General features: G+C 64.4%; 22 protein-coding genes and 1 other RNA gene. 17 read left to right on the top strand and 6 right to left on the bottom strand.

What is annotated here, in order from left to right; genetic code table 11:
* Window positions 1–45: 45 nt before the first annotated feature.
* The 6 genes from ACFDR9_RS16130 to ompA all read right to left on the bottom strand — a co-directional run bounded on the left by ACFDR9_RS16130 (window position 46) and on the right by ompA (window position 4,049).
* Window positions 46–735: a DUF3334 family protein gene (locus tag ACFDR9_RS16130; protein ID WP_026132934.1), complete on the bottom strand. Its 690-nt coding sequence runs from the start codon at window positions 733–735 to the stop codon at window positions 46–48.
* Window positions 728–907 (bottom strand): hypothetical protein, encoded by a 180-nt coding sequence (locus ACFDR9_RS16125; protein ID WP_409031658.1) that lies wholly within the window; start codon window positions 905–907, stop codon window positions 728–730. The genes ACFDR9_RS16130 and ACFDR9_RS16125 overlap by 8 nt, the downstream gene beginning before the upstream one ends.
* A 340-nt stretch (window positions 908–1,247) precedes the next feature.
* Window positions 1,248–1,608: a transfer-messenger RNA gene (gene ssrA / locus ACFDR9_RS16120) on the bottom strand.
* Window positions 1,609–1,681: 73 nt separating this feature from the next.
* Window positions 1,682–2,389: an HAD family hydrolase gene (locus tag ACFDR9_RS16115; RefSeq protein ID WP_017876974.1), complete on the bottom strand. Its 708-nt coding sequence runs from the start codon at window positions 2,387–2,389 to the stop codon at window positions 1,682–1,684.
* A 67-nt stretch (window positions 2,390–2,456) separates the two neighbouring features.
* On the bottom strand, window positions 2,457–3,155 hold the full coding sequence (ubiG, locus tag ACFDR9_RS16110) for a bifunctional 2-polyprenyl-6-hydroxyphenol methylase/3-demethylubiquinol 3-O-methyltransferase UbiG (protein WP_017876973.1): 699 nt from the start codon (window positions 3,153–3,155) through the stop codon (window positions 2,457–2,459).
* A gap of 192 nt (window positions 3,156–3,347) precedes the next feature.
* On the bottom strand, window positions 3,348–4,049 hold the full coding sequence (ompA, locus tag ACFDR9_RS16105; RefSeq protein ID WP_409031657.1) for an outer membrane protein OmpA: 702 nt from the start codon (window positions 4,047–4,049) through the stop codon (window positions 3,348–3,350).
* A gap of 526 nt (window positions 4,050–4,575) precedes the next feature.
* Here ompA and gyrA point away from each other — a divergent pair.
* The 17 genes from gyrA to ACFDR9_RS16020 form a co-directional block, all read left to right on the top strand.
* The gene (gyrA, locus tag ACFDR9_RS16100) at window positions 4,576–7,209 is read left to right on the top strand and encodes a DNA gyrase subunit A (protein ID WP_026132933.1); all 2,634 of its coding nucleotides are present in this window, start codon (window positions 4,576–4,578) and stop codon (window positions 7,207–7,209) included.
* A 271-nt stretch (window positions 7,210–7,480) separates the two neighbouring features.
* Window positions 7,481–8,575: a 3-phosphoserine/phosphohydroxythreonine transaminase gene (gene serC / locus ACFDR9_RS16095; RefSeq protein ID WP_409031656.1), complete on the top strand. Its 1,095-nt coding sequence runs from the start codon at window positions 7,481–7,483 to the stop codon at window positions 8,573–8,575.
* Between the two features lie 43 nt (window positions 8,576–8,618).
* Window positions 8,619–9,689 (top strand): prephenate dehydratase, encoded by a 1,071-nt coding sequence (gene pheA, locus ACFDR9_RS16090; RefSeq protein WP_409031655.1) that lies wholly within the window; start codon window positions 8,619–8,621, stop codon window positions 9,687–9,689.
* A 67-nt stretch (window positions 9,690–9,756) separates the two neighbouring features.
* Window positions 9,757–10,863, top strand: a complete 1,107-nt coding sequence (gene hisC / locus ACFDR9_RS16085; RefSeq protein ID WP_409031654.1) for a histidinol-phosphate transaminase — start codon at window positions 9,757–9,759, stop codon at window positions 10,861–10,863.
* A 4-nt stretch (window positions 10,864–10,867) separates the two neighbouring features.
* Window positions 10,868–11,782, top strand: coding sequence for a prephenate dehydrogenase (locus tag ACFDR9_RS16080; protein ID WP_409031653.1), 915 nt, complete (start codon window positions 10,868–10,870; stop codon window positions 11,780–11,782).
* Between the two features lie 46 nt (window positions 11,783–11,828).
* Entirely contained in the window at window positions 11,829–13,190 is a 1,362-nt protein-coding gene (aroA, locus tag ACFDR9_RS16075) for a 3-phosphoshikimate 1-carboxyvinyltransferase (protein ID WP_409031652.1), read from the top strand.
* A gap of 136 nt (window positions 13,191–13,326) precedes the next feature.
* Window positions 13,327–13,995, top strand: a complete 669-nt coding sequence (gene cmk, locus ACFDR9_RS16070; protein WP_017876965.1) for a (d)CMP kinase — start codon at window positions 13,327–13,329, stop codon at window positions 13,993–13,995.
* Between the two features lie 152 nt (window positions 13,996–14,147).
* Window positions 14,148–15,827: a 30S ribosomal protein S1 gene (gene rpsA, locus ACFDR9_RS16065; protein WP_017876964.1), complete on the top strand. Its 1,680-nt coding sequence runs from the start codon at window positions 14,148–14,150 to the stop codon at window positions 15,825–15,827.
* Window positions 15,828–15,847: 20 nt separating this feature from the next.
* Complete coding sequence (locus tag ACFDR9_RS16060; protein ID WP_008446215.1) at window positions 15,848–16,153, top strand: integration host factor subunit beta; 306 nt, start codon at window positions 15,848–15,850, stop codon at window positions 16,151–16,153.
* A 172-nt stretch (window positions 16,154–16,325) separates the two neighbouring features.
* Entirely contained in the window at window positions 16,326–16,631 is a 306-nt protein-coding gene (locus tag ACFDR9_RS16055) for a lipopolysaccharide assembly LapA domain-containing protein (protein ID WP_026132931.1), read from the top strand.
* A 31-nt stretch (window positions 16,632–16,662) separates the two neighbouring features.
* Window positions 16,663–17,838, top strand: a complete 1,176-nt coding sequence (gene lapB / locus ACFDR9_RS16050; RefSeq protein ID WP_409031651.1) for a lipopolysaccharide assembly protein LapB — start codon at window positions 16,663–16,665, stop codon at window positions 17,836–17,838.
* Window positions 17,839–17,856: 18 nt separating this feature from the next.
* Window positions 17,857–19,224 carry a UDP-glucose dehydrogenase family protein gene (locus ACFDR9_RS16045; protein ID WP_409031650.1) on the top strand — a complete coding sequence of 456 codons (1,368 nt, stop codon included), beginning with the start codon at window positions 17,857–17,859 and terminating at the stop codon, window positions 19,222–19,224.
* Complete coding sequence (rfaE1, locus tag ACFDR9_RS16040; protein WP_409031649.1) at window positions 19,221–20,180, top strand: D-glycero-beta-D-manno-heptose-7-phosphate kinase; 960 nt, start codon at window positions 19,221–19,223, stop codon at window positions 20,178–20,180. Before ACFDR9_RS16045 ends, rfaE1 begins: the two co-directional genes overlap by 4 nt.
* Before the next feature lie 273 nt (window positions 20,181–20,453).
* Window positions 20,454–20,933 (top strand): ComEA family DNA-binding protein, encoded by a 480-nt coding sequence (locus tag ACFDR9_RS16035; RefSeq protein WP_409031648.1) that lies wholly within the window; start codon window positions 20,454–20,456, stop codon window positions 20,931–20,933.
* A 381-nt stretch (window positions 20,934–21,314) separates the two neighbouring features.
* Entirely contained in the window at window positions 21,315–22,343 is a 1,029-nt protein-coding gene (locus tag ACFDR9_RS16030; protein ID WP_409031647.1) for a phospholipase, read from the top strand.
* Complete coding sequence (locus ACFDR9_RS16025; protein ID WP_409031646.1) at window positions 22,340–23,704, top strand: peptidylprolyl isomerase; 1,365 nt, start codon at window positions 22,340–22,342, stop codon at window positions 23,702–23,704. Before ACFDR9_RS16030 ends, ACFDR9_RS16025 begins: the two co-directional genes overlap by 4 nt.
* A partial coding sequence (locus ACFDR9_RS16020; protein WP_409031645.1) for a hypothetical protein occupies window positions 23,701–23,880 on the top strand: 180 nt, incomplete at its 3' end. The genes ACFDR9_RS16025 and ACFDR9_RS16020, both read left to right, overlap by 4 nt.

Raw genomic sequence — 23,880 nt, 5'->3', positions numbered from 1 at the left:
CCCGCCAACTTGCGCCGGCGAGGCATTGTCTGCCATCCCTGGTGATTACATGCCCAAAGACCTCAGCAGATCCGAATTGTCGTCATCATGTTCAACGGAAGCCGGGGCGCTTCTCGCCTCCTGATTCGCATTCTCCAAATCCATCAACGCGTCTGGATCGAGCACCTCCTCGGAATCGAACTCATGCAATTTGATGAATTCGGTGCGATCAATGGCCAGCTCCAGATAGAAGATGTTGTTTTTCTCGGTGAAAAACGAGACGCGGCGCATTTCAGGGCGGTCCAGCGGGGTGTCGACGCTGAGCATCACTTGCTTGTTGAGCACCAGCATTTTGGGCTGGTTCTGGGTGATGTTGGTTTGCAGTTCACGGCGGACTTTGCCGGTGAAGTCGCCGACGATCTGGTTCATCAGTTCGCCCAGGATATTCGAGACCTCGTCGGAGGTGTGGGAGCCGGCCAGCTCGGACTTGGGCATGCCCATGTGCAGCATGTACCGTTCGTAGAGTTCCATCGCCGTATCGGCGCCAAAGTTCAGCACTACCAAGCCGGAAAAGCCGCCGTCGAATAACACGAAGCAGCCGATGTCGGGCTTCAAACCAATCTTGGTGATCCGCTGAACCATGCCGGAGTAGTGAACCTTGCTCTGCGTAGCGACGTTCAACACTCGTGTAACTGAGTTACACAGACCAGTCAGCAGGTCTTCGGTTCCGTACACAACGCGTTTTTCTTCAGTCATTGCCAATCCCTGTAATTTTTATATGATACGTTACGCCGATATTGCTGCGATAGCCCCGGAGTGTTTTGTTTTTAACGGTCTCGACCGGATGGGCTATGGCATTGCCGCGTTCGATGTCATCGGCCAGCGCAACGCGAAACAAGCGTACTTTGCTGAGCAGGAGAGTTGCCATGCCGGCTCCCCGCTCGGACAGGGCAGTTGCCCCATCAGAATACTGTGAGAATACTGAAGCGCTCAGCTTCCGTCCACCTTATTCATGCATTCTGTGCGAATTGTCGGCTTGCCTCGAGCAAGGTGCCTTACATGAAATGAAACCTTGGTCGGTAGAATCGGAGAGCCGTTGCGCTTGCAAGCGCAACGTCGCTGCGCAGGCGCGCCGCACGCGGCGCGAATTCCCTGCTACGCCCCGCGTCCGTGCCGGACGCGGATTCGATGCCCGCCGCCGGCACGCGGTGAATAAACAACAAGGCCCTCCCCGACTTGCGTCGGGGAGGGCCTTGTTGTTTATTCAGTGGTGGAGACGGCGGGAATCGAACCCGCGTCCGCAAGCACTCTACAGACAGTTCTACATACTTAGCGCTGCCATTTGATTTAACCCGTACGACGCGGACGCGCACGCTGCGGACAGGCGAGTCACCTATTATTTAGTATTTTGCCAAGTGACCCGACAAGATACGATTCCCTGTAAATGACTCTACAGCTTTTGACGGCCCACCCCAGGGAAGAAGTGTTGTAGAGCTAACAGCAATTAAGCTGCTAGTGCGTACGAGTTATCGTTTGCAGTTAAGTTTTTTCAGGTTGTATTTACGAGGTAGCCTGCCCTCGGTATGCCCTGCGCTGCTTTGCAACCCACGTCGAAACCTGGTCGTCCCCACAGAATCTGTATTCTAACGCAATTCGTCCAGGCGCGCAGGCTCGATTCGTCGCGCCCGCGCCGGCATCGGCTTTACGCCGCCAGTTCGCCGCGCCCGGCGCCCGCGACGGTGTCGCGCACCAGTGCCAGCAAGGCTTGCGGCGTGTCCAGCAGGTAGTCGGCGTCCCAGCTGTGCGGTTCGGTCGCGCCGCAGTAGCCCCAGGCGCAGGCCACCGTCAGCATGCCCGCCGCGCGCCCGGCCTGGATGTCGCGCAGGTCGTCGCCGACGTACCAGCATTGCTCCGGCGCCAGCCCGAGCCGGCGCGCCGCTTCCAGGAGCGGCGCAGGGTGCGGCTTGGCGTGCGCCATGGTGTCGCCCGAGATGACGCAGCCGGCGCCGCCCAGGCCGATCTGGCCGACCAGCGGGTCGGTGAAGCGCGCCGCCTTGTTGGTGACGACGCCCCAGGCCAGGCCCAGTTCGACGAGGCCGTCGAGCAGCGCCGGCACGCCGTCGAACAGGCTGCTGCGCACCGCCAGCGCCGTTTCGTAGTTGGCCAGGAAGGCGTCGCGCAGTTCGTCGTAGCCGGCTTCTTCCGGGGCGATGCCGAAGGCCGCGCCGATCATGCCGCGCGCTCCCGCCGAGGCGGTCGGGCGCAGCAGCGGGTAGGGCGTGGCGTCCAGGCCGCGCGCTTCGCGCAACAAATTCACGGCCGCCGCCAGGTCGGGCGCGGTGTCGGCCAGGGTGCCGTCGAGGTCGAACAGGATGGCGAGCGGGGCGGATGGTTGGTTTCGGGTGGTCATGGCGCGATTCGGGTAGGCTGTGGGCGGCGGCCGCGGCCGCCGTGCGATTGGTCGGGGGGCGTCGGATTTACAGCGGCGGACGGCTGCAGGCGACCAGGTAGTTGACGCTGGTGTCGTCGTTGAGCGAATAGATCTTGCTCAGCGGATTGTATCCCAGGCCTTTCATGGCGTTCACGTCCAGTTGCGCGCTGCGGGCGTATTGCGACAGTTCGGCCGGGGTGATGAATTTGTCGTAGTCGTGGGTGCCCTTGGGTAGCATGCGCAGCAGGTATTCGGCCCCCAGGATGGCGAACAGGTAGGCTTTCGGGTTGCGGTTCAGCGTGGAGAAGAACACCTGGCCGCCCGGTTTTACCAGCGTCGCGCAGGCGCGCACGATGGCGGCCGGGTCCGGCACGTGTTCCAGCATTTCCATGCAGGTCACGACGTCGTACTGGCCCGCTTCCTGCTCGGCCATCGCTTCGGCCGCGATCAGCTGGTAGCGCACCTGCGCGCCCGACTCCAGGCTGTGCAGGTCGGCCACTTTCAGCGCCTTCTCGGACAGGTCGATGCCGGTCACTTGGGCGCCTTTTTTGGCCATCGATTCGGCCAGGATGCCGCCGCCGCAGCCGATGTCGATGACGCGGCGGCCGGCCAGCGGCGCGCGCGCGTTGATCCATTCGAGGCGCAGGGGGTTGATTTCGTGCAAAGGACGAAACTCGGATGTGGGGTCCCACCAACGATGGGCCAGCTCACTGAATTTTTGGATTTCGATAGGGTCGGCGTTCATAGGTGGAATCATAACGGCAATTTGGTCGATTCAATAGGCGGCGCTGCAAAAAACCCGACGGGGGTTGGGAAGGGGGACCCCGAGGGTCGGATCCCGCGCCTCGGCGGCGGTTTGTTTCGGGCATAAAAAAACCCCGCCGAGGCGGGGTTTTTTATCGTTCGCGGGAAGCGAGCGTCGTTTTAACCGGCAATATTATTTGCGGGTGCCGACGACTTCGATTTCTACGCGGCGATTTTTCTCGCGGCCAGCTGCCGATTTGTTATCAGCAACAGGTTGTTTCTCGCCTTTGCCTTCGGTGTACACGCGGTTGGTTTCGATACCTTTCGAAACCAGATACGCTTTGACGGCTTCCGAACGACGGATCGACAGTTTCTGGTTGTAGGCATCGGTACCAACGGAGTCGGTGTGGCCGACAGCGATGATGACTTCCAGGTTGATGCCGCCCAATTTCGAGCTCAGGTCGTCCAGTTTCGCTTTGCCTTCTGGTTTCAGAACGGCTTTGTCGAAATCGAACAGGGCGTCGGCTGCGAAGCTGACTTTTTCCGAGATTGGCGCTGGAGCTGGAGCTGGACGCACGGCTGGTGCTGGGGCTGGAGCTGGTGCTACTGCTGGTGCAACGCATTTGCCGTCAACCAGGGTTTCTGGAGCAACGCACAGTGGCACGTCGCAACCTGGCACCGCGTCAGCTGGTGTCCAGTAGCCGGTGCGCCAGCACAGGCCGAACGGGTCACGAGCGATGACGCCGCGTGCATCTTGCACGTAGGCGCTTTTTGGCGTCGGTGCTTTGATGTCGGTGGTCACTGGTGCGAATGGCGGCGACGTTGGGGTTTGGGCCGAAGCCGTGCCAGCAATCACTGCGGATGCAGCAAAAAACAGCGTTACAAATTTATTCATTATTTTTTCCTTTCGGGGGGTGATATCCGCAGAAATACACTGCGCGACTGGACCTGCATAAATCATATTAACATGCAGGTTAGCAACGCTCGTTTCAGATTGCGAAACTTGCAATTAACTTCTCATTCATTTTGCCACAGGCGACAAGTTCGCACGCCGGTGGTTAAATCAAAGTTTCCCGGATTTTAGACTTGTCGTTGTTTTTGTGCAACGTCCGTAAGATATTGTTACACTCTTATGACAACTTTCACTTGATTTGCCTGTTTGCTGGGCAGTCGCCGCCGTTGCGCCGTGCGCCGGCGCGGCGCCGCGCGGCGCACGCGCCCCGGAGCGGTGCGCTTGGGCGGCGTCGGAATTGCGCTGGAAGAAGGTCGCGCATGTTAAAATCCCATGCTTGACTGTTGAAAACATGGTAGCAAGCCCAACCGCCCAGCACCCATGCAGCAGCCGCCCCGGATATGCAGTATTGCGTCATACATTGCGTAGCAGATAAGTTAACCACAGCCTGAGATCAGTCGAACCGCCAATGGATCAATTCGCAAAAGAAACAATCCCTATTTCCCTCGAAGAAGAGATGCGCAAGAGCTACCTCGATTACGCCATGAGCGTGATCGTCGGCCGGGCCCTGCCGGATGTGCGCGACGGCTTGAAGCCGGTGCACCGCCGCGTCTTGTATGCGATGCATGAAATGAACAACGTGTGGAACCGCCCTTACGTCAAGTGCGCCCGCGTCGTCGGCGAGACCATGGGTAAATTCCACCCGCACGGCGACGCCTCGATTTACGACACGCTGGTGCGCATGGCGCAGGACTTTTCGCTGCGCTACACGCTGGTCGACGGCCAGGGCAACTTCGGCTCCGTCGACGGCGACAGCGCCGCGGCGATGCGTTACACCGAGTGCCGCCTCGACAAAATCGCCAGCGAGATCCTGGCCGACATCGACAAGGATACCGTCGACTTTGTACCGAACTACGACGGCAAGGAAAAAGAGCCGTCGGTGCTGCCGACCAAGATCCCTAACCTGCTGATCAACGGCGCCACCGGCATCGCGGTCGGCATGGCGACCAACATTCCGCCGCACAACATCACCGAGGTCATCGACGGCGCGCTGCACGTGCTGCGCAACCCCGACTGCAGCATCGACGAGTTGATTGAAATCATTCCGGCGCCGGACTTCCCGACCGCCGGTATTATTTATGGCGTCTCCGGCGTGCGCGACGGCTACCGCACCGGCCGCGGCCGCGTCGTCATGCGCGCCAAGACCCACTTCGAGGAATTCGGCAAGGAGGGCGGGCGCATCGCCATCATCGTCGACGAGCTGCCGTTCCAGGTGAACAAGAAGTCGCTGCTGGAACGCATCGCCGAAAACGTGCGCGACAAAAAGCTCGACGGCATCTCCGACATCCGCGACGAGTCCGATAAGTCGGGCATGCGCGTGGTTATCGAACTGAAGCGCAACGAAGTGCCGGAAGTGGTGCTCAACAACCTGTACAAGCAGACCCAGTTGCAGGACACCTTCGGCATGAACATGGTGGCGCTGGTCGACGGCCAGCCGCGCCTGCTGAACTTGAAGCAGATGCTGCAATGCTTCCTGGCGCACCGCCGCGAAGTGGTGACGCGGCGCACCGTGTTCGAACTGCGCAAGGCGCGCGAGCGCGGCCACGTGCTCGAAGGCCTGGCCGTGGCGCTGGCCAATATCGACGATTTCATCGCCATCATCAAGGCCGCGCCGACGCCGCCGATCGCCAAGGTCGAGCTGATGAACCGGCCGTGGGATTCCTCGGTCGTGCGCGAGATGTTGGCGCGCACCGGCGACGGCACCACCGTCGGCGGCATCGACGCCTTCCGTCCCGAGCACCTGCCGAAGCACTACGGCATGCAGAGCGACGGCCTGTACAAGCTGTCGGACGACCAGGCGCAAGAGATTTTGCAGATGCGTCTGCAGCGCCTGACCGGCCTGGAGCAGGACAAGATCGTCAACGAATACAAAGACGTCATGACGCACATCGCCGACTTGCTGGACATCCTGTCCAAGCCGGAGCGCGTCACCATCATCATCACCGACGAGCTGACGCTGGCCAAGAACGAATACGGCGAAGGCAACAAGGACGTGCGCCGTTCGCAGATCGAACTCAACGCCACCGACCTGGAAACCGAAGACTTGATCACGCCGCAGGACATGGTCGTGACCTTGTCGCACACCGGCTACATGAAGGCGCAGCCGATTTCCGAGTACCGCGCGCAAAAGCGCGGCGGGCGCGGCAAGCAGGCCATGGCGACCAAGGAAGAGGACTGGATCGACCAGCTCTTCATCGCCAACACGCACGACTACATCCTGTGCTTCTCCGACCGCGGCCGCATGTACTGGCTGAAGGTGTGGGAAGTGCCGCAGGGCTCGCGCAATTCGCGCGGCAAGCCGATCGTCAACATGTTCCCGCTGCAAGACAACGAGAAGATCACCGTGATCCTGCCGCTGTCGGGCGACAACCGGGTTTTCCCGGAAGACCATTACGTGTTCATGTCGACCAGCCTGGGCACCGTCAAGAAGACGCCGCTGAAGGACTTCAGCAACCCGCGCAAGGCCGGCATCATCGCCGTCGACCTCGACGACGGCGACTTCTTGATCGGCGCCGCGCTGACCGACGGCCAGCACGACGTGATGTTGTTCTCCGACTCCGGCAAGGCGGTGCGCTTCGACGAGAACGACGTGCGCCCGATGGGCCGCACCGCCCGCGGCGTGCGCGGCATGAACCTGGAAGAGGGGCAGCACGTGATCGCCCTGCTGGTGGCCGAGAACGAGCAGCAGTCGGTGTTGACGGCAACGGAAAACGGCTTCGGCAAGCGTACCCCGATCACCGAATACACCCGCCACGGCCGCGGCACCAAGGGCATGATCGCGATCCAGACCAGCGAACGCAACGGCCGCGTCGTGGCCGCCACGCTGGTGGAGGAGAGCGACGAGATCATGCTGATCACCACCGGGGGCGTGCTGATCCGCACGCGCGTGGCGGAGATCCGTGAAATGGGCCGCGCCACGCAAGGCGTGACGCTGATCGCGGTCGAGGACGGCACCAAGCTGTCCGGCCTGCAACGCATCGTCGAGGCCGACGTCGACGACGTCGAACTGGAAGCCGGTCCGGAAGCGAAACCGGCGGAATAAGTCGGGTAGCGCAGCGGGGGCCGGGCTTGTTTTAGCGAACAACCCGGCCCCAGTTACGAGCGGCGCCGCTGTTGTTCGATCGCGCGCGCGCGCCCGCGGCGGCTCCTGTCGGCTTACGCCGCGCTAACCCGACCTACGCGCCGCGCCGTTGGTTTTAAGTCAGTCGCCGGTTTGTTTATTAGGGTAATCACCACGGCGGTCAACGCGGTTCCGCTGTGTCCATTAGAATATCGTAGCAAGGCAAACCAACTAGTACTCAAAGGATCGCAACGTGACGTACATCTATAATTTCTCCGCCGGCCCGGCCGTGCTGCCCAAAGAAGTGCTGGCGCAAGCGGCCGCCGAAATGCTCGACTGGCACGGCAGCGGAATGTCCGTCATGGAAATGAGCCACCGCGGCCCCGAATTCATCTCGATCTACCAGGGCGCCGTGCGCGACCTGCGCGAGTTGCTGGCCGTGCCCGACAACTACAAGATCCTGTTCCTGCAGGGCGGCGGCCTGGGCGAGAACGCCATCGTGCCGCTGAACCTGGTCGGGCGCAAGCCGCAGCCGGCCACGGTCGACTTTGTCCACACCGGTTCCTGGTCGGGCAAGTCGATCAAGGAGGCGGCCAAGTACGCCAACGTCAACGTCGCCGCCTCGTCGCAGGCCGACGGCTACAACCGCGTGCCGCCGCAGTCCGACTGGACACTCACGCCGGGCGCCGCCTACCTGCACATCTGCACCAACGAAACCATCGACGGCGTCGAGTACGCCTTCGCGCCCGAGCTAGCCGGCGACACCACCATCGTCGCCGACATGTCCTCGCACATCCTGTCGCGCGTCATCGACGTGTCGAAATACGGCGTTATCTTCGGCGGCGCGCAAAAGAACATCGGCCCGGCCGGCCTGACCCTGGTCATCGTGCGCGAGGACCTGCTCGGCGCGGCCCTGCCGATCTGCCCGTCGGCGTTCGACTGGAGCGTGGTGGCGCAGCACGACTCGATGTACAACACGCCGCCGACCTACGCGATCTACATCGCCGGCCTGGTGTTCCAGTGGCTGAAACGCCAGGGCGGCGTGGCGGCGATGGAGAAGCGCAACATCGAAAAAGCGGCGCTGCTGTACGCGGCGCTGGACGCCGACGACTTCTACCATAACCGCATCGCCGCTGAAAACCGCTCGCGCATGACGATCCCGTTCTTCCTGCGCGACGAGAGCAAAAACGAAGCATTCCTGGCCGGCGCCAAGCAGCGCGGCCTGCTGCAACTGAAGGGCCACAAGTCCGTCGGCGGTATGCGCGCATCGATCTACAACGCGATGCCGATCGAGGGCGTGCAAGCCCTGGTCGATTATTTGAACCAGTTCGCGGGCCGCGGCAAGTAAGTCCCGCGGCAAAGATCGCCACACAACCAGCCCCACGTAGACAATGACAGACAAATTAAAACCGTTGCGCGAGCAGATCGACGCGATCGACGCGCAAATCCTCGACTTATTGAACCGCCGCGCGCGCCTGGCGCAAGAGGTCGGCCATGTGAAGGCCGAAACCATGGCGCCGGTGTTCCGCCCGGAGCGCGAGGCGCAGGTGCTGCGCGGCGTGGCCGAGCGCAACCCCGGGCCGATGGGCAGCGGCGAGTTGCAAACGATTTTCCGTGAAATCATGTCGGCCTGCCGCTCGCTGGAAAAGCGCGTCACCGTGGCCTACCTGGGCCCGGTCGGCACCTTTACCGAGCAGGCCGTCTACAAGCAATTCGGCAGCGCCGTCGAGGCCTTGCCGTGCGCCTCCATCGACGAGGTGTTCCGCGCCGCCGAAGCCGGCACCGCCGATTTCGGCGTCGTGCCGATCGAGAATTCGTCCGAGGGCGCGGTCAACCGCACGCTCGACCTGCTGATGCAGACCAGCCTGATCATCAGCGGCGAGGTGGCCATCGACGTCCACCACAGCCTGATGACGAAGAGCGGCGCGATGGAGGGCGTCGGCGTCATCTGCGCCCATTCGCAGGCTCTGGCGCAGTGCCAGGCCTGGCTCAACGTGCACTATCCGAACATCGAGCGGCGCGCCGTCGCCTCGAACGCCGAGGCCGCGCGCATGGCCGGCCTGGACCCTGCCATGGCGGCCATCGCCAGCGAGATGGCGGGGCGCCAGTACCAGCTTGGCGTGGTGCAGGCGCACATCCAGGACGACGCCCACAACCGCACCCGTTTCGCCGTGATCGGCCATTTGCAGACCACGCCGTCGGGCGCCGACCAGACCTCGCTGGTGCTGGCGGTGCCGAACAAGGCCGGTGCGATGTACCAGTTGCTGGCGCCGCTGGCCAGGCACGGCGTGTCGATGTCGCGCTTCGAGTCGCGCCCGGCGCGCCTGGGCAGCTGGGAGTACTACTTCTATGTCGACGTGGTCGGCCACGCCCGCGACGGCGCCGTGGCGCTGGCGCTGGCCGAGCTCAAGAGCAACGCCGCCTTCTTCAAAGTACTGGGTTCCTACCCGGTCAGCCTCTAATATGTATTCAGCCTAATTTACAGCTTAATTCACAGCTTAATTCTCAGCTAATTCACAGACTAATTTTATGCCTACACAATTCGGTCCCGAGTACGTCCGCGCCATCGCCCCTTACCAGGCCGGCAAACCCATCGCGGAAGTCGCGCGCGAATTCGGCCTCGACGAGGCCGCCATCGTTAAGCTGGCGTCGAACGAGAATCCCTTCGGCGTGCCGGATTCGGCGCGCGCGGCGATGCTGCAGGCCGCCAGCGACATCGGCCGCTACCCCGACGCCAACGGCTTCGAGCTGAAGGCCGCGCTGGCCGAACGCTACGCCGTGCCGGCCGACTGGATCACGCTGGGCAACGGCAGCAACGACATCCTGGAAATCGCCGCGCACGCCTTCGTGCGGCAGGGCCAGGCGGTGCTCTACGCGCAGTACTCGTTCGCCGTCTACGCGCTGGCGACCCAGGGCGTGGGCGCGCGCGCCATCGTGGTGGCGGCCAGCGACTACGGCCACGACCTGCCGGCGATGGCCGCGGCGATCGACGCCGACACCCGCCTGGTCTTCATCGCCAACCCGAACAACCCGACCGGCACCTTCATCCCGGCGGCGCAGATCGAAGCCTTCATTCGGCAGGTGCCGGCGCACGTGGTGGTGGTGCTCGACGAGGCCTACAACGAATTCCTGGCGCCCGAGCAGCAGTACGAATCGGCCGCCTGGGTCAAGCAATACCCGAACCTGCTGGTGTCGCGGACCTTCTCGAAGGCCTACGGCCTGGCCGGGCTGCGGGTCGGCTTCGCCATCGCCCAGCCGGCGCTGACGGACCTGATGAACCGCATCCGCCAACCCTTCAACGTCAATTCGATGGCGCAGGCCGCCGCCGTCGCCGCCCTCAACGACGGCGCCTTCCTGGCCAAGGGCGCGGCCAACAACGCCGCCGGCTACCGCCAGTTCACCGAGGCCTTCGCCGCGCTCGGGCTGGAGTACGTGCCCTCGTACGGCAATTTCGTCATGGTGCGGGTCGGCGACGACGACGGCGCCGGAGCCCGCGTCAACCTGGCCCTGCTCAAGCAGGGCGTGATCGTGCGCCCGGTCGGCAACTATGGCCTGCCGCGGTGGTTGCGCGTTTCCATCGGCCTGCCGCGGGAAAACGCGGTGCTGATCGCCGCGCTGACGAAGGCGCTGGCCTGACGTTATGGCGACGCCCGCACTCAATAAAATCGTCATTTTCGGCGTCGGCCTGATCGGCGGCTCGTTCGCCCGCGCGCTGAAACAGGCCGGCGCGGTCGGCCACGTGGTCGGCATGGGGCGCTCGCAGGCCTCGCTGGCGCGCGCGCTGGAGCTGGGCATCATCGACAGCGTCGGCGCCGACATGGCCGAGGCCATGCGCGACGCCGACCTGGTGCTGATCGCCGCGCCGGTGGCGCAGACCGAGAACATCCTGGCGGCGCTGCGGCCGCACCTGCAAGCGGGCACCGTGGTCACCGACGCCGGCAGCACCAAGAGCGACGTGGTGGCGGCGGCGCGCCGGGCGCTGGGCGGCAAGCTGGCGCAGTTTGTGCCGGGCCATCCGATCGCCGGGCGCGAGTCGAACGGTCCGGACGCCGCCATCGTCGACCTGTATCGGGGCAAGAAGACGGTGCTGACGGCGCTGGCGGAAAACGTTCCGGCCGACGTCGAGCGCGTCGCCGCCGCCTGGCGCGCCTGCGGCGCCGTCATCCACCAGCTGACGCCGCAGGAGCACGACAAGGTGTTCGCCGCCGTCAGCCACCTGCCGCATTTGCTGGCCTACGCGCTGGTCGACGACATCGCCAACAAGCCGCACGCCGACCTGCTGTTCCAGTACGCCGCCAGCGGCTTTCGCGACTTCACCCGCATCGCCGGCTCGTCGCCGGAGATGTGGCGCGACATCAGCCTGGCCAACCAGGGCGCGTTGTTGACCGAGCTGGACGCTTATCTGGCACAATTGACCGGCCTGCGCGCCATGCTGGCGGCCGGCGACGGCACCGCCATCGAGGCGCTCTACGCCAACGCCCAGCGCGCGCGCCGGCAGTGGACCGGGGCGATCGAAAGCGCCGAGGCGCCGCGGCCGGCCGACCAGGCGGAATAGATAGGAATAGCGATATTCGCACACAAGCAGAGAAGGACGAAACCGCATGACGCAGCAAAAACACTACCCGCACCATCTCGATTTGACCCCCGTCATGCAGGTGCACGGCACGGTGCGCCTGCCCGGCTCGAAGAGTATTTCGAACCGCGTGCTGTTGCTGGCCGCGCTGGCCGAAGGCACGACCAAGATCATCGACCTGCTGGCCTCGGACGACACCTTCGTCATGCTCGGCGCGCTCACGCAGCTGGGTGTGCGCTGGGAGCAGGAGGGGCAGGAGGGGCAGAGCCACCCCGAAACGCTGCACCAGGTGCACCACGTGCACGGCGCCGGCGGGGTCTTCCCGAACCACGCTGCCGACCTCTTCATGGGCAACGCCGGCACCGCCATCCGTCCGCTGACGGCGGCGCTGGCCGTCATCGGCGGCGACTACACGCTGCACGGGGTGGCGCGCATGCACGAGCGGCCGATCGGCGACCTGGTGGACGCCCTCAACGCGGTCGGCGCGCAGATCGAGTACACCGGCAACCAGGGCTTCCCGCCGCTGCGCATCCGCCGCGGCCACCTGCACGCCCAGCGCATGTCGGTGCGCGGCAACGTTTCGAGCCAGTTCCTGACCGCGCTGCTGATGGTGGCGCCGTTGATGGCGCGCCAGCACGCGGTGTCGATCGACGTCGTCGGCGAGCTGATCTCCAAGCCCTACATTGAAATCACGCTGAACCTGATGCGCCGCTTCGGCGTCGTCGTCGAGCAGGACGGCTGGCAGTCGTTCACCGTGCAGCCGGGGCAGAAGTATACAAGCCCGGGCGTTATCCACGTCGAGGGCGACGCCTCGTCGGCGTCCTACTTCCTGGCCGCCGGCGCCATCGCCGGCGGGCCGGTGCGGGTCGAGGGCGTCGGGCGCGATAGCATCCAGGGCGACGTGCGCTTCGTCGCCGCCTTGGAGCAGATGGGCGCCACCATCACCATGGGCGACACCTGGATCGAGGCCACCTCGAACGGCGTGCTCAAGGCCATCGACGCCGACTTCAACCACATCCCCGACGCCGCCATGACGATCGCCATCGCCGCGCTGTACGCCGACGGCACCAGCACGCTGCGCAACATCGCCAGCTGGCGCGTCAAGGAAACCGACCGCATCGCGGCCATGGCCTGCGAGTTGCGCAAGCTCGGCGCCGAGGTCGAGGAGGGCGCCGACTACCTGCGCGTGACGCCGCCGGCGGCGATCGCCGCGGCGACCATCGACACCTACGACGACCACCGCATGGCGATGTGCTTCTCGCTGGCCACGCTGGACGGCGCGGCGCGGCGCGGCAACGCGATGCGCATCAACGACCCGAAATGCGTCGCCAAGACCTTCCCCGAGTATTTTGAGGCGTTCGCCGGCATCGCCCGCGAAGACCTGTTTTAAACGCCAGGGCGCCGCCGGAGGCGGCCGGGGACAGACCACGTTTTTCGAGAAACATTTCTCGAAAAACGTGGACTCGGCGTCCCCGTCTGTCCCCGGTTTTCTGGTTAGGAATTGACGTATCAACAAAAAGAAGATTATGACCACATCCCACTACCCAGTCATCACCATTGACGGCCCGACCGCCTCCGGCAAGGGCACGGTGGCGCACCGCGTCGCCGACAAGCTCGGCTTCCACTACCTCGACTCCGGCGCGCTGTACCGCCTGACGGCGCTGACGGCGCTGCGCCGCGGCACCGACCTGGGCGACGAGCACGCGCTGGCCAAGCTGGCCGAGCATTTGCCCTGCAGTTTCGCCGGCGGCGAGATCCTGCTGGCCAACGAGAACGTCACCGACGCCATCCGCGCCGAAAGCGTCGGCAACACCGCCTCGAAAATCGCCGCGCTGCCGGCCGTGCGCCAGGCCCTGTTCGCGCTGCAACTGGGTTTCCGCAAGGCGCCGGGCCTGGTCGCCGACGGGCGCGACATGGGCACGGTGATCTTCCCGCACGCCCCGCTGAAGGTGTTCCTGACCGCCAGCGCCGAGGCTAGGGCGCAACGCCGATATAAGCAATTGATTGACAAGGGAATTTCTGCTAGTATAGAAGACCTTCTGATGGATTTGAATGCGCGAGACGCACGTGATACTCACCGTGCGATCGCGCCCCTGGTCCCCGCAGAGGGTGCTCATGTGCTCGATACGTCGAATATGACTGCCGATGAGGCCGTCGATTTGGTGCTGAAATGGCATGCGGCGGCGGCAAAGTAGTGCGTATCAGTACTACCGTGGTGCCCGTGGCGGCGCAGTCCGGCCCGGGCGTGTGTCAAACCTAACCCAGTTTAAGTCGCATCGTGCGATCTCTGCTGGCTAACAATGTGTGAACCCCTATGTCTACAGCTACATCTACAGAATTTACCGGTATGGAAAGTTTTGCCGCGCTCTTCGAGGAATCGTTGTCGCGTCAAGATATGCGCTCCGGCGAAGTTATTTCCGCTGAAGTCGTGCGCCTCGACCACAATTTCGTGATCGTCAACGCCGGCCTCAAATCCGAAGCATTCATCCCAATCGAAGAATTCAAAAACGACCACGGCGAACTGGAAGTCAAAGTCGGTGACTTCGTTTCCGTGGCGATCGAATCGTTGGAAAACGGTTTCGGCGACACCATCCTGTCGCGCGACAAAGCCAAGCGTCTGGCTTCGTGGCTGGCGCTGGAAAAAGCGATGGAATCGGGCGAGATCGTCGTCGGTACCGTCAACGGCAAAGTCAAGGGCGGCCTGACCGTTCTGACCAACGGCATCCGCGCGTTCCTGCCGGGTTCGCTGGTCGACACCCGTCCAGTCAAAGACACCACCCCGTTCGAAGGCAAAACCCTCGAATTCAAAGTGATCAAGCTCGATCGCAAGCGTAACAACGTGGTTCTGTCCCGCCGCGCCGTCATCGAAGCGTCGATGGGCGAAGAGCGTCAGAAACTGATGGAAACGCTGAAAGAAGGCACGGTCGTGACCGGCGTCGTCAAAAACATCACCGACTATGGCGCCTTCGTGGACCTGGGCGGCATCGACGGCCTGTTGCACATCACCGACCTGGCATGGCGCCGCGTGCGTCATCCGTCGGAAGTGCTGACGGTTGGCCAGGAAATTACCGCCAAGGTCCTGAAATACGATCAAGAGAAGAACCGTGTTTCGCTGGGCGTGAAACAACTGGGCGACGATCCTTGGACCGGTCTGTCCCGTCGTTACCCACAAAGCACCCGTCTGTTCGGTAAAGTCACCAACCTCACCGACTACGGCGCCTTCGTTGAAGTCGAGCAGGGTATCGAAGGTCTGGTGCACGTCTCCGAAATGGACTGGACCAACAAAAACGTCGCACCAAACAAAGTTGTCCAACTGGGCGACGAAGTTGAAGTGATGGTTCTGGAAATCGACGAAGAGCGTCGTCGTATCTCGCTGGGTATGAAACAGTGCAAAGCCAACCCTTGGGATGACTTTGGCGTGACCCACAAGAAGGGCGACAAAGTCCGCGGCGCGATCAAATCGATCACCGACTTCGGCGTGTTCATCGGCCTGGCCGGCAACATCGACGGCCTGGTTCACCTGTCCGACCTGTCCTGGACCGAAACCGGCGAAGAAGCCGTGCGTCGTTTCAAAAAGGGCGACGAACTGGAAGCCATCGTGCTGGCCATCGACGTCGAGCGCGAGCGCGTTTCCCTGGGCGTCAAGCAGCTGGAAGGCGATCCGTTCAACAATTTCGCCGCAATGAACGACAAAGGCTCCCTGGTAACGGGTACGGTCAAGTCGGTCGAGCCTAAAGGCGCAGTGATCCAGTTGTCGGAAGAAGTCGAAGGCTACCTGCGCGCTTCGGAAATCTCGCGCGACCGCGTTGAAGATGCCGGTACCCACTTCAAAGTCGGCGACGTCGTTGAAGCGATGGTTCTGAACATCGACCGCAAAGCCCGTGGTATCCAATTGTCGATCAAAGCGAAAGACAACGTCGAAACCCAGGAAGCAATGCAGAAAATGGCCGCAACCGACAACAACGCAGCTTCGGGCACCACCAGCCTGGGCGCATTGTTGAAAGCTAAATTCGACAACAAGAACTAAGACAGTCTGCGGATCAGTAGATGACCAAGTCCGAGTTGATCAACCGCCTCGCTGAGCGTTATTCTCAGCTGGTGGCCAAAGATGCGGAATACGCCGTCAAAACCATCCTCGACGCGATGACCAACGCCCTGGCGACCGGTCAGCGCATCGAGATCCGCGGTTTTGGCAGCTTTGCCCTCAACAGCAGGCCACCGCGCATCGGCCGCAATCCGAAGTCCGGCGACAAGGTGATGGTGCCCGAAAAACGGGTCCCCCACTTCAAGCCGGGCAAGCAGTTGCGCGAGCGGGTAGACGCGATGGTCGGCCAGCCGATCATCGAGGATTGACCTCGTCCGCTGAAAGGTGACTAGGCATGCCGACCCGGCGCACCCCGCGTGCGCGGGGCCGGCGTCAAAGAGCGGCGTCCTTGGATGCCGCTTTTTTTTGTACCCCTTTTTTTGATGTAAGCGTTTTCTTGTGCCACACTGGCGCTTGTGAACCACAAACTGGACCTCGCTGATGAAATTTATTTCCTCCTTCGTTGGATTTGTTCTGTTCGTCTTGTTTTTTGGTTTCGCGCTGAAAAATACGCAGGAGGTCGATCTGCGCTTTTTCCTCAATTACGAATTACGCGGCCCGCTGGTGCTGATGCTGCTGGGCTTTTTCGTCGCCGGCGCTAGTCTTGGCGTGCTGGCCCTGACGCCCACCGTGTTCCGCCACCGGCGCGAAGCGAGCAAACAAAAATCGACCATCCAGACGCTGCAAACGGGCGCCCAGCAGGGCACGCTCCAACCGCAGCCGGACAGCGTCAACACGCAGCAGTAATGCCGCCCACACACCAAGAATAAAAAAACGCATGGAATTTGAACTCTGGCTGCTCCTGGGGATACCGGTCTTTTTCGCGCTGGGCTGGATCGCCGCGCGGGTTGATATCAAGCAACTGGTGTCCGAGTCGCGCAGCCTGCCGCGCGGCTATTTCACGGGCCTGAACCACTTGCTCAACGACCAGCCCGACAAGGCCATCGACGCCTTCATTGAAATCGTCAAGCTGGACCCGGAAACGGCCGATATGCACTTCGCGCTGGGCAATCTGTTCCGCCGCCGCGGCGAGACCGAGCGCGCCATCCGCGTCCACCAGAACCTGCTGTCGCGCCCCGACCTGCCGCAGGAGCAGCAAGCGCACGCCGAATTCGAGCTGGGCCAGGACTACCTGAAGGCCGGCCTGCTCGACCGCGCCGAGGAAACCTTCAACCGCCTGCTGGCGACGCAGTACGCGGTGCAGGCCCGGCGCGCGCTGCTGGAAATTTTCCAGCGCGAGAAGGAGTGGCCGCGGGCGATCGAGGCGGCCATCGGCCTGCAGGAGTCCGGCGCCGGCGCGCGCCAGAAGGAAATCGCCCAGTTCTATTGCGAACTGGCGCAGGACGCGCTGGTGCACATGCACCCCGACGACGCCCTGCCGCTGTTGGAAAAGGCCTTGCAGACCGACCGCAAGAACGTCCGCGCGACCTTGCTGTTGGGCGACGCCCAGCTGGCCAAGCACGACGTCGAGGGCGCGCTGCTGACCTGGCGCCGGGTCGAACAGCAGAGCGTGCCGCACGTTGCGCTGGTGGCGCAAAGGCTGATGGATGGCTACCGCAAGGTCGGCCGGCCGCAGGAGGGCGTCAACCTGCTCAAATCGTATCTGGAGGAGGCTTCCTCGATCGACCTGATCGAGGTGGTATTCAAGGCCGTCATCGAACTCGACGGCGTGGAGGCGGCCAAGCAGCTGGTCAGCGCCGAGCTGCGCCGCACCCCGACCCTGCTGGGCCTGGACAAGCTGCTCGAGGCGCGCCTGATGGACGCGCCCGCCTCGCTGTTTTCGGAACTGTCAATGGTGAAGAACCTGGTGCACGGCTACACCCAGAAGCTGGCGCGTTACCAGTGCAGCCACTGCGGCTTCAAGGCGCGCCAGTTCTACTGGCAGTGTCCGGGCTGCAGTCGCTGGGAGACCTACCCGCCGCGGCGCACCGAAGAACTCAACGTTATGAATTAACCGGACAGGAGCGCAACAATGAAAATTACGATCATCGGCACCGGCTACGTGGGTTTGGTAACGGGCGCCTGCCTGGCCGAATTGGGCAACGACGTCTTTTGCCTCGACCTTGACGCCGGCAAAATCGCCACGCTTAACGGCGGCGGCGTGCCGATCCACGAGCCGGGCCTCGACGACATCGTCGCGCGCAACCGCGCCGCCGGCCGCCTGCATTTTTCCACCGACGTCGCCGCCGCCGTGGCGCACGGCACGCTGCAATTCATCGCCGTCGGCACCCCGCCCGACGAGGACGGCTCGGCGGACCTGCAGTACGTCCTCGCCGCCGCCCGCAACATCGGCCGGTACATGAACGAGTTCAAGGTCATCGTCGACAAGTCGACGGTGCCGGTTGGCACCGCCGAGCGCGTCGCCGCCGCCGTGCAGGCCGAGTTGGACGCGCGCGGCGTCGACGCCCGCTTCTCGGTCACGTCGAACCCCGAATTCCTCAAGGAGGGCGCGGCGCTGGAGGACTTCATGCGCCCCGACCGCATCGTCATCGGTTGCCACGCCACGCCCGAGGGCGAGCGCGCGCGCGAACTGCTGAAAACCCTGTACGCGCCGTTCAACCGCAACCGCGAGCGCACCCACTGGATGGACGTGCGCTCGGCCGAATTCACCAAATACGCCGCCAACGCGATGCTGGCCACCCGCATCTCGTTCATGAACGAGCTGGCCAACCTGGCCGACAAGGTCGGCGTCGACATCGAAGCGGTACGCCACGGCATCGGTTCCGACCCGCGCATCGGCCACAGCTTCCTGTACGCCGGTTGCGGCTACGGCGGCTCCTGCTTTCCCAAGGACGTGCAGGCGCTCGCCCGCACCGCCCAGGGCCACGGCCAGGAACTGCTGATCCTGCGCGCGGTCGAGGCGGTCAACGACAGGCAAAAGCGGGTGCTCGGCGCGAAGGTCGCGCAGCGCTACGGCGCCGACCTGGGCGGGCGCCATTTCGCCGTCTGGGGCCTGGCGTTCAAACCCAACACCGACGACATGCGCGAGGCGCCGGCGCGGGCGCTGCTGGCCGAACTGCTGCAGCGCGGCGCCAGCGTGGCGGTCTACGACCCGGTGGCCATGGACGAGGCGCGGCGCGTACTGGCGCTGGACCTGCCGGCCGCGCAGCTGGCGCGCGTCGGCTACGCCGCCAGCGCGATGGACGCGCTGGCCGGCGCCGACGCCCTGATCATCGTCACAGAATGGAAAACCTTCCGCAGCCCCGACTTCGAGCGGATCAAAGCACAATTAAAGGAGCCAGTTATTTTTGACGGACGCAACCTGTTCGAGCCCGCCGACATGGCCGAGGCCGGCATTGAGTACCACGGGATCGGTCGCTCGATCCTGACGCGCGCATGAGCGGCGCCCTCGTCGCCCGGAACGGCGGCGCGTGCGCCCCCGCGCTGGGCCAGGTGCGCCTGCTGGTGGTCGGCGACGTGATGCTGGACCGCTACTGGTTCGGCGACGTCGGCCGCATCTCGCCGGAGGCGCCGGTGCCGATCGTGCGCATTGAAAAGCGCGAAGAGCGCCTGGGCGGCGCCGCCAACGTGGCGCGCAACGCCGCCGCGCTGGGCGCCCACACCGGGCTGCTGGGCGTGGTCGGCGCCGACGAGGCCGGCGGCCAGGTCGAGCAGCTGCTGCAGGGCGGCGGCATCCACAGCTACCTGCAGCGCGACCCGGCCATTTCGACCATCATCAAATTGCGCGTGATCGGGCGCCAACAGCAGATGCTGCGCATCGACTTCGAGGACGCGCCCAGCGACACCATCCTGCGCGACAAGCTGATCCAGTTCAACGCGCTGCTGCCGGACTACGACGTTATCGTCCTGTCCGACTACGCCAAGGGCAGTCTGGTCAACGTCGCCGACATGATACGGGCCGCCCGCGCGGCCGGCAAGATCGTCATGGTCGACCCGAAGGGCGACGACTTTTCGCGCTACGCCGGCGCGTCGGTGCTGACGCCGAACAAGTCGGAGCTGCGCCGCGTCGTCGGCAGCTGGGGCAATGAAGAGCAACTGACGGCGAAGGCGCAGCAACTGCGCCGCGAACTGTCGCTCGACGCGTTGCTGCTGACCCGTTCGGAGGAGGGCATGACGCTCTACACCGAGCACGAGGTGCTGCACATGCCGACCGACGCGCGCGAAGTATTCGACGTCTCCGGCGCCGGCGACACCGTCATCGCGACGATGGCGGCGATGCTGGGCGCCGGCATGAGCCTGGGCGACGCGGTGCGCACCGCCAACCGCGCCGGCGGCATCGTCGTCGGCAAGCTGGGCACCGCCACCGTCACGCGCGCCGAACTGTTCCCGGAATAGGGCGCGACGGCGGCTCGCAAAAACCGGCGGCGTCACCCTGCGGGGCGGACCCCGAGGGTCTGGCCTCGTGGCCCTGGCGCCGGCTCTTTGCCTGTGGTTTGAAGCCGGCCCGCGGCCCGCGCGCGGCAGTCATGCTTGAGCCAGCGCAAGCGGCCAACGCTGTCGAGCGCATCAGGTTGTCAACCATATCACTTCCCGCGCGTTATGATGGCCAAGGCGCTGCGCTCCCTTGCGTTCGAGCCAACCTGAAACCCCACCCCGGAGAGATACGACATGATGAAGAAATTACTGCTGGCCGTTGCGAGCTTGATTGCAACGATGGGCTTTGCGTTCGCGCAGGTCGACGTCAACAAGGCCGACCTGGCGGCGCTCGACAGCGTCAAAGGGATCGGCCCGGCAAAATCGAAACAAATCATCGACGAGCGCACCAAAGGCGGCCAATTCAAGGACTGGGCCGATTTTGAGAGCCGCGTCAAAGGCATCGGCGCGAAGAACTCGGCCAAGCTGTCGGAAGCCGGCTTGCAGGTGAACGGCCAGGCCAAGGTCGGCGCGGACGCGAAGCCGGCCGCCGCGGCGAAGCAAGCCAAGCCAGCCACCGCCGCCAAGGAAGCCAAGCCGGCCGCCGCGGCGGCGGAAGCGGTGCCGGCCGCCGCGGCGAAGGAAGCCAAGCCAGCCGCCGCCATGGCCAAGGACGCCAAGCCGGCCGTGAGCGCCGACGCCGGCAAAGCCAAGAAAGAGGAAATGAAAAAATAAGCGCAGCCCGGGCCAGTCGGCCCGTAGCGTCACCGCACCAGCCCCGCCGGCGTCAGCCGCGCGGGGCTGTTTGCTTTCCGGCCGCGTGCGCAAGCGCAATATTATATTTTTATGAATATTTCTTGCATGTAATGCTGATGCAAATAATAATGATACGCCTCGAATGGGGTCCAGGCCCAGCGCCTGCGGCTCTCGAAAGGCATGCTGAACATTGCCTCTAGATAAATCATTCTACGAGGAAACTATTTTATCGTAAAATGGACCGGGCCGCGCCTTTCCGCCGGCGCGCCAGGCGTCCGCGGCACAGCCGCGCCGCGTGGGCGCATGGGAGCCGGCGCCGGCGCTTGCCCAGCGGTTCAACGTTTCTCTACTTAGGTACACATGAAAAAAAATCTGATCGCGGCGGCAGTCGCCATGGCCTCGGTTCTACTGGTCAACGCCCCGGCCCATGCCTGGGCGCAGGAAACCCATCGGCGCATCGTGCTCGACGCCGTCGAGTTCATGAAAAACAATCCTGGCCAAACCAACTACGGCAAGCTACTGACGGGCGTCACCCGCGCCGGCTACAGCATCGAGCAGTTCGCCACCGCGCTGGGCCAGGGCGCCTACGACGTCGACGATTTCGTCGACACCTACCTGTGCGGCGCCTCGACCGGCAATTGCCAATACGCGCCGGTGTGGGGCGGCGGCGCTAAGATCGTCAAATACACCTCGTACTGGCACTTCCAAAACCACACCGCCGGCCCCGACGTGCACGGCAACCCCTTCGGCGGCTACAACTACGCCAAGCTGAGCATGGCCGGCGACATCGACAACATGGCCGCCACCTGGTTGTACGGCGACTACCTGGACGACGGCGCGGGCGGCCTGAAGGGCTGGTTCGGCGATAGCAGCAAATACAATAGCTACGGCTTGACCGAGGCCAATTACCGCTTTGACGGCGTGTCCAGGCCGGAGCAGTACGCCGACTTCGAGAGCATGCCGTTCCAGCCGATCGACAACCTGGGCCAGTACTGGTTCCAGCAATTCCTGGCGCGCCCGACCGCGCAAAGCCTGGGCTTCGTGCTGCACACCACCGATCTGTTGCAACCGCACCATACCTGGACCTCGTCGGCCCACCACCACGCCGGCTGGGAAACCTGGGTCAGCGACTACTACACGTCCGAGCGCCTGAACGACCCGGCGCTGGTGCGCGCGGCGCTGGCCGACTTTGCCCCGGTGGCGCCGGCGGCCATCGACATCCGGCCGCTGCTGACCCAGGGCGGCACCTATTCGTACGCCAACGGCGGCATCGTGCTGTCGTCGACCGACCAGGGCGACCGGGTTCGGGTCGGCAAGCAAATGATCCCGCATTCCATCGCCATGGCGGTCCACGTGTTGAACCGCGCCGCCGAGCGCCTGGTCAATTGAGCCCGCTGGGCAAGTTGGCCGCGCTGGCGGCCTGCGCGCTGTGGTGCGCGCAAGCCGGCGCGGCGCCGGTGAGCACCCGGCTGAGCGAGCCGGCGCTGGCGGCGCGCATCGACGGCGCGCCGCTGTACGCGCTCAGCGTGGAATCGCTGCTGCGCACGGCGCGCGAGAAAACGCCCGAGGCGACCCGCACGGCGGCGCTGCAGACGGCGATCGGCAACCGCCTGCTGGCGGGCGCGGCGCGGCGCGAGTTCAAGGACGCCGAGCTGCATCCGTCCACCCGCGTCACGTTCCAGCGCGACGTCGCCGCCGACGACAGGTTGGCGGCCAGGCTGCGCGCGCACTACGCCAAGGAGCTTGAAACGGCGCTGCAGGCCTTGCCCGGCGGCAGCCTCGACGGCCTGGTCGGCGACAGCGCGGCGCCCGACCCGGCGGCGTGGGACCGGGTGTTCGGCAAGTCCGACAAGTTGTTGCTGGAATACGCGCTGAGCGAGGCCCAGCTGGCGCAGGCGAAGCGGCTGGTGGTGCTGCGCTACAGGCTGCCCGCCGGCAAGGGCGGCGCGCTGACGTTGTACGACATCTACCAGCGCCAGAACGTGCAGGGCCGGGTGGAATTGTTCAAGCGTAACCAGGAGTTCCTCGGCCAGCAAGCCAAGCTGCGGCTGGCCAACCTGTTTGTCTTGCACTGGGCCAGGCAACAGCATGGCGCCAAGGCGGTCGACGATTTGCGCCTGACCCTGGACGACCAGGACGAGGTGCGGGCGCTGCAAGCCTTGCACGGCATCGGCGAGGACTTGCACGACGACAGCCCCTTGCTGGGGCGCCTGGCGCGCCAGGTGAGCGCGGCCGAGATCGCCGGCTATTACGCCGCCCACAAGGACCAATTTACGCGCATTGAACGGGTCAAGGCGCGCCACATCCGGGTGCCGGACGAAAAGCTGGGTAACGAGGTGGTGGCCGCCGCCGCCCGGGGCGAAGACTTCGGCGCGCTGGCGCGGCGCTACTCGAGCGCCGACGACGCCAAGGCCGGCGGTGAACTGGGCTGGATCAAGCACGAGGGCAAGCTGAGCTGGTTGCAGCAATTGGTGTTCATGCAGGCGCAGGGGCTGGTGTCGCGGCCGTTCCGCGCGCCGGTGGCGCCCAACCAGCCCGCGCCGTGGGAAGTGGTGCTGGTCGAGCAGCGCGTGATGGGCTACCAGGCGGCCGATTCGGAAGCGGTCGGCTACGCGGCGCGCAACGCGCTGGCGCGCGAGAAGGCCGCCGCGCAGTTGACGCTGCTGCGTCTGCGCCTGCTGCGCGGCGCCGTGATCGAGGTCAACGGCGCCATGCTTGACGTGCCGTTGCAGCTGGACACGCCGTCGTGACGTGGCGCGCCGCGCTGCTGGGCGCCGCCGTCGCCGGCGCCGGCGTCATGCTGCTGTGGCCGCGGGCCGCGCCGGACGCGGCGGCGGGGGGGGGGGGGGGGGGGGGGGGGGGGGGGGGGGGGGGGGGGGGGGGGGGGGGGGGGGGGGGGGGGGGGGGGGGGGGGGGGGGGGGGGGG

Source organism: Janthinobacterium sp. CG_23.3 (assembly GCF_046115965.1).
Classification (GTDB): Bacteria; Pseudomonadota; Gammaproteobacteria; order Burkholderiales; family Burkholderiaceae_D; genus Janthinobacterium.
The sequence above is the reverse complement of the archived record's forward strand: the minus strand, read 5'-3'. Positions and strand labels throughout refer to the sequence as shown.